The sequence below is a fragment of the Alicycliphilus denitrificans K601 genome (assembly GCF_000204645.1).
Lineage (GTDB): Bacteria > Pseudomonadota > Gammaproteobacteria > Burkholderiales > Burkholderiaceae_C > Alicycliphilus > Alicycliphilus denitrificans.
On record NC_015422.1, the window covers coordinates 1,488,086 to 1,500,000 of the forward strand.

At 66.9% G+C, this 11,915-nt stretch carries 12 protein-coding genes (1 of these 12 cut by a window edge); all 12 read left to right on the forward strand.

Going from position 1 to position 11,915, the window contains the following annotated elements:
* Positions 1 to 72: 72 nt before the first annotated feature.
* On the forward strand, positions 73 to 1,362 hold the full coding sequence (gene hisS, locus ALIDE2_RS07040; protein WP_013721681.1) for a histidine--tRNA ligase: 1,290 nt from the start codon (positions 73 to 75) through the stop codon (positions 1,360 to 1,362).
* Positions 1,363 to 1,377: 15 nt separating this feature from the next.
* Positions 1,378 to 2,058, forward strand: a complete 681-nt coding sequence (locus tag ALIDE2_RS07045) for a YfgM family protein (protein WP_013519844.1) — start codon at positions 1,378 to 1,380, stop codon at positions 2,056 to 2,058.
* Positions 2,055 to 3,203: an outer membrane protein assembly factor BamB gene (bamB, locus tag ALIDE2_RS07050; protein WP_013519843.1), complete on the forward strand. Its 1,149-nt coding sequence runs from the start codon at positions 2,055 to 2,057 to the stop codon at positions 3,201 to 3,203. The genes ALIDE2_RS07045 and bamB overlap by 4 nt, the downstream gene beginning before the upstream one ends.
* 18 nt (positions 3,204 to 3,221) lie before the next feature.
* Positions 3,222 to 4,565, forward strand: coding sequence for a ribosome biogenesis GTPase Der (gene der / locus ALIDE2_RS07055; protein ID WP_013519842.1), 1,344 nt, complete (start codon positions 3,222 to 3,224; stop codon positions 4,563 to 4,565).
* A gap of 77 nt (positions 4,566 to 4,642) precedes the next feature.
* On the forward strand, positions 4,643 to 4,891 hold the full coding sequence (gene hfq, locus ALIDE2_RS07060; protein WP_041701308.1) for an RNA chaperone Hfq: 249 nt from the start codon (positions 4,643 to 4,645) through the stop codon (positions 4,889 to 4,891).
* A 64-nt stretch (positions 4,892 to 4,955) separates the two neighbouring features.
* On the forward strand, positions 4,956 to 6,134 hold the full coding sequence (hflX, locus tag ALIDE2_RS07065; protein ID WP_013519840.1) for a GTPase HflX: 1,179 nt from the start codon (positions 4,956 to 4,958) through the stop codon (positions 6,132 to 6,134).
* Between the two features lie 52 nt (positions 6,135 to 6,186).
* Complete coding sequence (gene hflK / locus ALIDE2_RS07070) at positions 6,187 to 7,563, forward strand: FtsH protease activity modulator HflK (protein WP_013519839.1); 1,377 nt, start codon at positions 6,187 to 6,189, stop codon at positions 7,561 to 7,563.
* Between the two features lie 9 nt (positions 7,564 to 7,572).
* The gene (hflC, locus tag ALIDE2_RS07075; protein WP_013519838.1) at positions 7,573 to 8,487 is read left to right on the forward strand and encodes a protease modulator HflC; all 915 of its coding nucleotides are present in this window, start codon (positions 7,573 to 7,575) and stop codon (positions 8,485 to 8,487) included.
* A 28-nt stretch (positions 8,488 to 8,515) separates the two neighbouring features.
* Positions 8,516 to 8,704, forward strand: coding sequence for a DUF2065 domain-containing protein (locus ALIDE2_RS07080; RefSeq protein WP_013519837.1), 189 nt, complete (start codon positions 8,516 to 8,518; stop codon positions 8,702 to 8,704).
* Between the two features lie 74 nt (positions 8,705 to 8,778).
* Entirely contained in the window at positions 8,779 to 9,927 is a 1,149-nt protein-coding gene (locus ALIDE2_RS07085) for an ATP phosphoribosyltransferase regulatory subunit (RefSeq protein ID WP_013519836.1), read from the forward strand.
* Between the two features lie 27 nt (positions 9,928 to 9,954).
* Positions 9,955 to 11,331: an adenylosuccinate synthase gene (locus tag ALIDE2_RS07090; protein WP_013519835.1), complete on the forward strand. Its 1,377-nt coding sequence runs from the start codon at positions 9,955 to 9,957 to the stop codon at positions 11,329 to 11,331.
* Positions 11,332 to 11,402: 71 nt separating this feature from the next.
* Positions 11,403 to 11,915, forward strand: partial view of a phosphoribosyltransferase gene (locus ALIDE2_RS07095; RefSeq protein WP_013519834.1) — the 5' portion only. It continues 12 nt past the right edge of the window; the window shows 513 of its 525 coding nt (coding positions 1–513); it begins with the start codon at positions 11,403 to 11,405; its stop codon lies off the right edge, out of view.

Sequence of the window (11,915 nt, forward strand, 5' to 3'; positions counted from 1 at the left end):
AAACAATAGCTGCTAACGCTTGCTGGATAAGCGCTGGGGGCTAATTTCATTCAAATAGAAGATCTACACAAGATGCAGAAGCTGGTTGCCATCAAGGGCATGAACGACATCCTGCCGCCCGAGTCAGCGCGCTGGGAATGGCTGGAGGACACGGTGCGCACGCTGATGGCGCGCTACGCCTACCGCAACATCCGTACCCCCATCGTCGAGCCCACGCCGCTGTTCGTGCGCGGCCTGGGCGAGGTGACCGACATCGTCGAGAAGGAGATGTACTCCTTCGAGGACCGCCTCAACGGCGAGCAGCTCACGCTGCGCCCCGAGGCCACGGCCGGCGTGGTGCGCGCCGTGGTCGAGCATTCGATGCTGTACGACGGCGGCAAGCGCCTGTACTACATGGGCCCCATGTTCCGCCACGAGCGGCCCCAGCGCGGGCGCTACCGCCAGTTCCACCAGATCGGCGCCGAGGCCCTGGGCTTCCCGGGTGCCGAGGCCGATGCCGAGATCATCCTGCTCGCCCACGCGCTGTGGGCCGAGCTGGGCCTGAAGGACGTGCGCCTGGAGCTCAACAGCCTGGGCCAGCCGGACGAGCGCCGAGCCCACCGCGCGGCGCTGATCGCGCACCTGGAGCAGCACCAGGACGAGCTCGACGAGGACGCGCGCCGGCGCCTGCACAGCAACCCGCTGCGCATCCTGGACACCAAGAACCCCGCCATGCAGGCCGTCGTGGAGGCTGCGCCGCGGCTCATCGACTTCTTGGGCGAGGCGTCGCTGAAGCATTTCGAGACCGTCAAGGCCATCCTGGACGCCAATGGCGTGGCCTGGAGCCTCAACCCGCGCCTGGTGCGCGGCATGGACTACTACAACCTCACGGTGTTCGAGTTCGTCACCGACCAGCTCGGCTCGCAGGGCACGATCTGCGGCGGCGGCCGCTATGACTACCTGATTGAGCAGATCGGCGGCAAGCCGGCGCCCGCCGTGGGCTGGGCCCTGGGCGTGGAGCGCGTGCTGGAGCTCATCAAGGAGCAGGAGGCGCAGGCGCCCCGGCCCGTGGCCGATGCCTATGCCATCGTGCCCGACGCGTCCGCGCTGCCCGTGGTCATGGCGGCCCTGCAGCGGCTGCGCGCGCTGGGCGTGTCGGTGCAGATGCACAGCCCCACGGCGGCGGGCGAGGGCATGGGCAGCATGAAGTCGCAGTTCAAGAAGGCCGACGCCAGCGGCAGCCGCTTCGCCCTGGTCTTCGGCGCCGACGAGATGGCGCGCGGCGCCGTCACCATCAAGCCCCTGCGCGACGGCGGCGAGCAGGTCGAGCGCCCGCTGGCCACCCTGGCGGACTGGGCCGCCAGCCTACAATCGCCGCGCTGAACGGAAACCCCCAACATGGCCAACAACTTCGACCTTCAAGAACAAGAACAGCTCGACGAGCTCAAGCACTTCTGGAACACCTGGGGCACGCCCATCACCTGGGTGCTGATCATCGTTCTGGGCGGGTTCGCCGCGTGGAATGGCTACCAGCTGTGGCAGAGCCGCCAGGCCCAGCAGGCCACGGCCCTGGTGGAGGCCGTGGAACTGGCCGCGCAATCGGGCGACCTGGCGCGCGTGGAGCAGGCCTTTGGCGACCTGAAGTCCGGCTACGGCGGCACCATACAGGCCGGCCAGGCGGGTCTGCTGGCGGCCAAGGCCCTGGCCGATGCCGGCAAATGGGATGCCGCCAAGGGCGTGCTGGCCTGGGTGGCGGAAAAGGCCTCCGACGAGGGCTACATGGCCCTGGCCAGGCTGCGCCTGGCAGGGGTGCTGATCGAGGAAAAGGCCTACGACGAGGCGCTGGCCCAGCTATCGGCGCGCTTCCCGTCCGAGTTCGCCGGCACCGTCGCCGACCGCAAGGGCGACGTGCTCGCGCTGCAGGACAAGAAGCAGGAGGCGATCGCCGAATACCGGCGCGCCTACCAGGCCCTCGATGCGGGCATCGAATACCGGCGCCTGGTGGAGGCCAAGCTCAACGCCCTGGGTGCGCAGGCCGAGGCGGTGGCCTCGGCCGCACCCGCGGGAGGTGCGCAGTGAGCGCGGCGCGCAGGAGCTGCAGGGCCCTGTGGGGCGCGCTCGCGCTGGCGGGCCTGCTCGGCGTGAGCGGCTGTTCGCTGTGGGGCGGCTCGTCGAAGCCCAAGCCAGCCGAACTCGGCCCCAACGTCCCCGTGCTCGGCGTGCGCCAGGCCTGGACGGCCCGGATCGGCGCCGTGGAGGGGGTGGCGCTCGACGTCCACGTGAATGGCAACGTGGTCACGCTGGCGTCCGCCAATGGCGAGGTCGCCGCGATCGACGCACGCACGGGCGGCGACGTCTGGCGCACTCAGCTGAACATGCAGCTGGCATCGGGCGTGGGCAGCGACGGCCGGTGGAGCGCCGTGGTGTCCAGGAACGCTCAGGTCGTGGTCCTCGACGGCGCGCGCGAGATCTGGCGCAAGTCCCTGCCGGCACAGGCCTATACGGCGCCGCTGGTGGCGGGCCATCGCGTGTTCGTGCTGGCCGCCGACCGCTCCATCACCGCCTTCGATGCGGCCACCGGCTACCAGCTGTGGCGCCAGCAGCGCCCGGGCGAGCCGCTGATCCTGCGCGAGGGCGGCGTCCTGATGGCGGTGGGCGACACCCTGGTGGCCGGCCTGTCGGGGCGCCTGGTCGGCTTCAATCCGGACAACGGCGTGGTGCGCTGGGAGGCCCCCCTGGCGAGCCCGCGCGGCACCAACGACGTGGAGCGCCTGGTCGAGATCGTGGGCCGCACCAGCCGTGTCGGCGACAGCGTTTGCGCGCGGGCCTTCCAGGCCACCGTGGGTTGCATCGATGCCGGGCGCGGCACGGTCCTGTGGACCCAGCCCGCCAGCGGCAGCGAGGGCATCGACGGGGACGGCAGCATGCTGTTCGGCACGGAGAGCAATGGCACGGTTGCCGCCTGGCGCCGCGCCGATGGCGTGCGTGCATGGACGTCCGAGAGGCTGCAGTTCCGCAAGCTGACGGCGCCTCTGCTGCTCGGCCGCTCGGTGGTCATCGGCGACGACTCGGGGCTGGTGCATCTGCTGTCGCGCGAGGACGCCGCGCCGCTCAACCGGCTGACGACGGATGGCTCGGCCATCGCGGCGTCGCCCGTGGCCGCCGGCGACACCCTGGTAGTGGTGACGCGCAAGGGCGGTGTCTACGGCTTCCGCCCGGACTGATCGTTATAGGACGCTGGGATGAAACCGGTCATCGCCCTGGTGGGGCGGCCCAACGTGGGCAAATCCACCCTGTTCAACCGCCTGACCAAGTCGCGCGACGCCATCGTGGCCGACTTCGCCGGCCTCACGCGCGACCGCCACTACGGCAACGGCCGCCAGGGCAAGCACGAATTCATCGTCATCGACACGGGAGGCTTCGAGCCCGACGCATCCAGCGGCATCTACCGCGAGATGGCCAAGCAGACCCAGCAGGCGGTGGCCGAGGCCGACGTGGTGATCTTCGTTGTGGACGTGCGCGGTGGCCTCTCGGCGCAGGACCACGACATCGCCAAGTACCTGCGCCGCCTGGGCAAGCCCTGCGTGCTGGCCGGCAACAAGGCCGAGGGCATGCAGGACAGCGCCCACCTGGCCGAGTTCTACGAACTGGGCCTGGGCGAGGTGCACCCCGTCTCGGCCGCGCATGGCCAGGGCGTGCGCAGCCTGGTGGAACTGGCGCTCAAGTCCCTGGCCCTGCCCGAGGCGGGCGAGGGCGACGTCGTCGCCGAGGCCAACGTCATACGCCTTGCCGTGGCGGGGCGCCCCAACGTGGGCAAGTCCACGCTGATCAACACCTGGCTCGGCGAAGAACGCCTGGTGGCCTTCGACATGCCGGGCACCACGCGCGACGCCATCTCGGTGCCCTTCGAGCGCAATGGCCAGAAGTTCGAGCTGATCGACACCGCGGGCCTGCGCCGCAAGGGCAAGGTGTTCGAGGCGATAGAGAAGTTCTCCGTCGTCAAGACCCTGCAGGCCATCGAGTCGGCCAACGTGGTGCTGCTGCTGCTCGATGCGACCCAGGGCGTGACGGACCAGGACGCGCACATCGCGGGCTACATCCTGGAGAGCGGCCGCGCCGTGGTCATCGCCGTGAACAAATGGGATGCGGTGGACGACTATGGCCGCCAGCAGCTCGAACGCTCCATAGAGACGCGCCTGTCCTTCCTCAAGTTCGCTCCGCTGCATTTCATCTCGGCCATGAAGCGCCAGGGCATAGGGCCGCTGTGGGCCTCCATCGTGCAGGCCTACAAGTCCGCCAACCGCAAGATGCCCACGCCGGTGCTGACCCGGCTGCTGCAGGAGGCCGTGCAGTTCCAGAGCCCCAAGCGCTCCGGCATGTTCCGCCCCAAGCTGCGCTATGCGCACCAGGGCGGTATGAATCCTCCGGTGATCGTGATCCACGGAAACTCCCTGGAGCATGTCACGGACGCCTACAAGCGCTTTCTCGAAGGACGCTTCCGCAAGGAGTTCGACCTTATCGGGACGCCGCTGCGCATCGAGCTCAAGAGCTCCAGCAACCCGTACGCCGACAAGCACGAATCCTGATCCCCTGAACCGCGTACGGCACCATGACTGTGGTAAGGTGCCGGTTTACAACAACATTCTTGAACACGGAGAATATCGTGAGCAATAAAGGCCAGCTTCTTCAAGATCCCTTCCTGAACGCGCTGCGTCGCGAGCATGTGCCGGTGTCCATCTATCTGGTGAACGGCATCAAGCTGCAGGGGCAGATCGAATCCTTCGATCAATACGTGGTGCTGCTGCGCAACACGGTGACGCAGATGGTCTACAAGCACGCCATCTCCACGATCGTTCCGGGCCGCGCCGTCAACTTCTCGACGGCGGAAGCCGCCGAAGGGGACAACCAGTAAACCCACACCGCAGCCAGGGGCTGCGCCGGGGCGCAAGCGCTTCGCATGCAAGGGCCTGCCAGCCTTGAGTTCCAACCCATCATCCGACACCGATTTCACGCCGGTCCTCCTGGTCGGCGTGGATTTCGGTCTTCCCCATTTCGACGCCGAATTGCAGGAGCTGGGGCTGCTGGCCCAGACGGCGGGCCTGAAGCCGGTGGCGCGCCTGACGTGCAAGCGCAAGGCGCCCGACGCCGCCCTGTTCGTGGGCAGCGGCAAGGCCGGCGAGATCCAGACCCTGGCGCAAATGCATGGCGCCAAGGAGGTGCTGTTCGACCAGGCCCTGAGCCCGGCGCAGCAGCGCAATCTTGAGCGCCATCTGCAGATGCCGGTCAACGACCGGACGCTGCTCATCCTGGAGATCTTTGCCCAGCGCGCCCGCAGCCACGAAGGCAAGCTGCAGGTGGAGCTGGCGCGGCTGCAGTACCTGAGCACGCGGCTGGTGCGGCGCTGGTCACACCTGGAGCGCCAGCGCGGCGGTATCGGCACGCGTGGCGGCCCGGGCGAGACGCAGATCGAGCTCGACCGCCGCATGATCGGCGAGGCCATCAAGCGCACGCGCGAGCGGCTCGTCAAGGTCAAGCGCCAGCGGGCCACGCAGCGCCGCCAGCGTGAGCGGCGCGACACGTTCAACATATCGCTGGTCGGCTATACCAATGCCGGCAAGTCCACGCTGTTCAACGCCCTGGTGAAGGCCCGGGCGTATGCCGCCGACCAGCTGTTCGCCACGCTCGACACCACGACGCGCCAGCTCTACCTGGGCGAGGCCGTCGGATCGGTGTCCCTGTCCGACACGGTGGGCTTCATCCGCGATCTGCCCCATGGCCTGGTGGACGCCTTCCAGGCCACGCTGCAGGAGGCTGTCGATGCCGATCTGCTGCTGCATGTGGTGGATGCGGCCAACCCCGGCTATCCCGAGCAGATCGCGCAGGTGCAACTGGTGCTGGCTGAGATCGGCGCGGCGGAGATTCCGCAGCTGCTCGTGTTCAACAAGTTCGATGCCATGCCCGCCGAGACCAGGCCCGCGCGGCTGCAGGACATGTATGAGCTCGACGGGCGCCAGGTGCCGCGCATCTTCGTGAGCGCCCGCCAGGGTGAGGGAATCCCGGCACTGCGCGAACTGCTGGCCCACATGGTCCAGGAGGCCGCGGCGCGCGACATGACCCCTGGCGAGACTGCTGAATTACCGGGCCCTCCGGGCTGATTGGGCACAATGCCGGACGTTACAGGTGTACAGAGAACAAGAGAACTTGCGCATGAACCTTCATAATCGCGCCTCCCGCTGGGCATTGCTGCCCGAGCGCATCCGGGGGATGTTCAACCTCAACGACCCGCGCTGGGGCCGTGGGGACGACAAGGGCGAGGGGGGGCAACGCCCGGAGCCGGAGCGCCCTTCCACGGACCAGCCACAGGGTGGTGGCCGGGGGCGTGGGCAGAACTCCGCGGGCCAGCCGCCCGATCTCGACGAACTCTGGCAGGACCTGAACCGCAAGCTGGGCGGCCTTTTCGGCGGGCGCAATGGCGGTGGCCGCGGGCCGACGCCGGGCGGTGGCAATGGCGGCGGCTTCCAGCCCGACATGAAGAATGCCGGCGTGGGCGTGGGCCTGATCGCCGTCATCGCCGTCCTGATCTGGCTGGGCACGGGCTTCTTCATCGTGCAGGAAGGCCAGCAGGCCGTGATCACCCAGTTCGGCAAGTACAAAAGCACGGTCAATGCCGGCTTCAACTGGCGCCTGCCTTATCCCATCCAGCGCCACGAGCTGGTGTTCGTGACCCAGATCCGCTCGGTGGACGTGGGGCGTGACACCATCATCAAGAGCACGGGGCTGCGCGAGTCAGCCATGCTGACGGAGGACGAGAACATTGTCGAGATCAAGTTCGCCGTGCAGTACCGCCTGAATGATGCGCGCGCTTGGCTGTTCGAGAGCCGCAACCCGGCCGATGCCGTGGTGCAGGTGGCCGAAACGGCGGTGCGCGAGGTCGTGGGCAAGATGCGGATGGACACGGCGCTTGCCGAGGAGCGCGACCAGATTGCCCCGCGCGTGCGCAATCTGATGCAGACCATCCTGGACCGCTACAAGATCGGCGTGGAGGTGGTCGGCATCAATCTGCAGCAGGGCGGCGTGCGCCCGCCCGAGCAGGTCCAGGCGGCATTCGACGACGTGCTCAAGGCCGGCCAGGAGCGCGAACGCGCCAAGAACGAAGCGCAAGCCTATGCGAACGACGTGGTTCCACGCGCGGCCGGTACGGCATCGCGGCTCGCGGAAGAGGCCGCCGCTTACAAGGCCCGCGTCGTGGCACAGGCGCAAGGCGATACGCAGCGTTTCAGCGACATCCTGACCGAGTACCAGAAGGCGCAGCAGGTGACCCGCGACCGCATGTATATCGAAACCATGCAGCAGATCTACAGCAACGTCACCAAGGTCCTGGTGGAGTCGCGCCAGGGGTCGAACCTGCTGTATCTGCCGCTCGACAAGATCATGCAGGGTGTGTCGCAGACGCCGCCCGCCGCGGTGCACGAAGCGCCGCCGGCCGCCGGCTCCGGCAGCGTGCCGCCGGCATCGTCTTCTCAATTCCAGGGCGACACCCGCTCGCGCGACGCCAGCCGCTCGCGCGAGCGCGAGTCCCGATAGGAGATCCGTGTGAACAGAATCGGATTCATTGCCTCGACCTTTCTCGTGCTGCTGGCGCTGGCCAGCTCCATGATGTTCGTGGTGGACCAGCGGCAGTTCGGCGTGGTGTATGCCCTGGGCCAGATCAAGGATGTGCTCACCGAGCCGGGCCTGTATTTCAAGCTGCCGCCCCCGTTCCAGAACGTGCGCTACATCGACAAGCGCCTGCTGACGCTGGACAGCTCGGATACCGAGTCCATGCTGACGGCGGAGAAGCAGCGCGTGGTGATCGACTGGTATGTGCGCTGGCGCATCAGCGATCCGTCGGAATACATCCGCAACGTGGGGCTGGACGAGAACGCCGGCGCCCTGCAGCTCAACCGCGTGGTGCGCAACGCGTTCCAGGAAGAGGTCAACCGCCGCACCGTCAAGGAATTGCTGTCGGTCAAGCGCGATGCGCTCATGTCCGACGTCAAGCGCGAGGTGCTGGAGGCCGTGCGCGGCGCCAAGCCCTGGGGCGTGGACGTGGTGGATGTGCGCATCACCCGCGTGGACTACGTGGAGGCGATCACCGAGTCGGTGTACCGCCGCATGGAGGCCGAGCGCAAGCGCGTGGCCAATGAATTGCGCTCCACCGGTGCCGCCGAGGGGGAGAAGATCCGCGCCGATGCCGACCGCCAGCGCGAAATCATCATCGCCAATGCCTACCGCGATGCGCAGAAGGTCAAGGGCGAAGGCGATGCCGAAACCTCGCGGCTGTATGCCCAGGCCTTCGGCCGCGATCCGCAGTTCGCGCAGTTCTACCGCAGCCTCGAGGCCTACAAGGCGAGCTTCAATCGCAAGGGTGACCTGGTGGTGCTCGATCCGTCGTCCACCGAGTTCTTCAAGGCCTTCCGCGGCGCGGGAGTCGGAACAGCTGCGCCTGCATCGCCGCGCAAGCCCTGATTGCGCTAGGCCGGGCGGAAGCACCCATATGGATTGGGAAGCCAGCTTTTGGGCGGCCCTGGGCTTGGTTCTGGTGATCGAAGGGCTTTTCCCCTTCGTATCCCCTGCGGGCTGGCGGCGCATGTTCATGCAGATCCTGCAGCTGCGCGACGGGCAGATCCGCTTCTGCGCTCTGCTGAGCATCGTCGCGGGCGGCCTTGTGCTGCTGCTCCTGTAGCCGTCATGTGCTCCGGCAAGGGCGCGCATCGTCCGAGCCGGTAGAATCGCTTTTTTAACAGCCTCCCCCTTCCCATGTCTGCCTGGGTCCTGCCGGATCACATTGCCGATGTCTTGCCCTCCGAGGCGCGGCACATTGAAGAACTTCGCCGCGGGCTGTTGGACACGGCCCGCAGCTACGGGTATGAGCTGGTCATGCCTCCCTTGCTGGAGCATCTGGACTCGCTGCTGACCGGCACCGGCGAGGCGCTGGACCTGCAGACCTTCAAGCTGGTGGATCAGCTCTCGGGCCGTTCCCTGGGCCTGCGCGCGGACACTACGCAGCAGGTGGCGCGCATCGACGCGCATCTGCTCAACCGGCGCGGCGTGACGCGGCTGTGCTACTGCGGCCCCGTGCTGCACACGCGGCCGGATCGTCCCCACGCGACACGCGAGCCGCTGCAGTTCGGCGCGGAAATCTACGGCCATCCGGGTATCGAGGCCGATATCGAGGCCGTTCTGTTGTCGCTGGAGTGCCTGCGCAGCGCGAACGTGCAGGACGTCAGCGTGGACTTGGCCGACGTGCGCATCGTGCGCAGTCTGCTCGCTGGTCTGCCGGTGGGCCTGCAGACGCTGGCCAGGGTGCATGCTGCGCTGGCCGCCAAGGACGCCAGCGAGCTGACCTTCCTCGCACGCGACTTTCCCGCGAACGCGCGCGAAGGGCTGCTCGCCCTGTTGCAGCTGTATGGCGATGCCTCCGTGCTGGATGAGGCTGAAATTGCCCTTAAATCCATATCTGGCGTGCGCCAGGTGCTATCGGATTTGAGGGCCATTGCGGCACGCGTGCAAAGCGCGCGGGTCACTTTCGACCTGGCCGACCTGCGCGGCTATGCGTACTACAGCGGCGCGCGTTTTGCGGTCTATGCCCAGGGGGCGAGCGATGCCCTCGTGCGCGGCGGGCGCTATGACGAGGTGGGCGCGGTTTTCGGGCGCAACCGTCCGGCGGCGGGCTTCAGCCTGGACGTCAAGCAACTGGTTGGCGTGGTCTCGCCGCGTCCGCTCAAGGCGGCCATCCGGGCACCCTGGGGCGAGGCGCCGGACGTCAATGCCGCGATCGCCGCCTTGCGCCAGCAGGGCGAGACCGTGGTGTGCATGCTGCCGGGTCATGGCAGCGAGGTCGATGAATTCCACTGTGACCGTGAATTGGTCCAGGTGGGGGGGCGTTGGGTCGTCCGGGCTCTTTGAATTTTCTGCATTTAAATCGGGTTTGACATGAAAGCAAGCAAGGGTCGCAATGTTGTCGTGGTCGGCACCCAGTGGGGCGACGAGGGCAAGGGCAAACTGGTGGACTGGCTGACCGAAAGCGCTCAGGGCGTCGTGCGCTTCCAGGGTGGGCACAACGCGGGCCACACGCTGGTCATCAACGGCGTCAAGACGGCACTGCACCTGATCCCCAGCGGCATCATGCGTCCTGGCGTGAAGTGCTACATCGGCAATGGCGTTGTGCTGTCGGCAGCCAAGCTGTTCGAGGAAATCGAGGGGCTGGAAAAGGCCGGCGTCGAGGTGCGCTCGCGCCTGCGCATTTCCGAGGCATGCCCCCTGATCCTGCCCTTCCATGCGGCGCTCGACGTGGCCCGCGAGGCCGCGCGCGAGCATGGCGGCGCCGAGAAGATCGGCACCACCGGGCGCGGCATCGGCCCGGCCTATGAGGACAAGGTCGCGCGCCGCGCGCTGCGCGTGCAGGACCTCAAGTACCCGGAGCGCTTCGCGGCCAAGCTGCGTGAGCTGCTGGCACTGCACAACCATGTGCTGACCACCTTCCTGGGCTCGGGTAGCTTCCAGTTCAGCGATGCGCTCAAGCCCTACATCAAGGATGGGCAGGTGCAGTTCGAGCCGGTCTTTGCCGAAGCCATGCGCCATGCCGAGATGCTCAAGCCGATGATGGCCGACGTGTCGCGCGAGCTCAACGAAGCCCACGCGGTGGGCGCCAATCTGCTGTTCGAAGGCGCCCAGGGCACGCTGCTGGATGTGGACCACGGCACCTATCCCTATGTGACGTCGAGCAACTGCGTGGCGGGCAATGCCGCCGCGGGCTCGGGTGTGGGCCCTGGCCAGCTGCACTACATCCTGGGCATTACCAAGGCCTATTGCACGCGCGTCGGCGGCGGCCCGTTCCCCACGGAGCTGGACTGGGAAACGCCGGGCACGCCGGGCTACCATATGAGCACCGTGGGTGCCGAAAAGGGCGTGACTACGGGTCGCAGCCGGCGCTGCGGCTGGTTCGATGCGGCCCTGCTCAAGCGCAGTGCCCAGGTCAACGGCCTGTCGGGGCTGTGCATCACCAAGCTGGATGTGCTCGATGGCCTGCCGGAACTGTTGCTGTGCGTGGGCTATGAACTCGATGGCGAACGGCTGGACCTGTTGCCCATGGGCGCCGAGGAGATTGCCCGCTGCCAGCCCATCTACGAAAAGATGGGCGGATGGACGCAGTCCACGGTCGGGGTGACGCGCTATGACGACCTGCCGGCCAATGCCCGCCTCTATCTGGAGCGGATCGAGCAGGTGACGGGCGTGCCGATCGCCATGGTCTCGACCAGTCCCGACCGTGATCACACCATCCTGATGCACAACCCCTATGCGGTCGCGTAAGGGAATCCAGGGAAATATGGTCATAGCGCGTATGGATCAAGCGCCGGTAGCTATCAACTGAGGAGCGATGAATGCTGACAGAAGACGGTAAGCATCTCTACGTGAGCTATGACGAGTACCACAGCCTCATTGAAAAACTGGCGTTGAAGGTGCACCAGTCCGGCTGGGAGTTCGACACCATCCTGTGCCTGGCCCGTGGAGGCTTGCGTCCCGGCGACATCCTGAGCCGCATCTTCGACAAGCCCCTGGCCATCATGTCCACCAGCTCCTATAGGGCAGAGGCGGGCACCGTGCAGGGACATCTGGACCTCGCGCGCTTCATCACCACGCCCAAGGGGGAAATCGCCGGGCGGGTGCTGTTGGTGGATGACTTGGCGGACTCGGGACACACGTTGAACGCCGTGGTCCGCATGCTCAGGACCAACTACACGCCTATCACCGAACTGCGCAGCGCCGTGATCTGGACCAAGGGGATGTCCGCTTTCACTCCCGACTATTCCGTGGAGTTTCTGCCGACCAACCCATGGATCCATCAGCCTTTCGAGGGCTACGACAGCCTGACTCCGGACAAGCTAGTAGAGAAA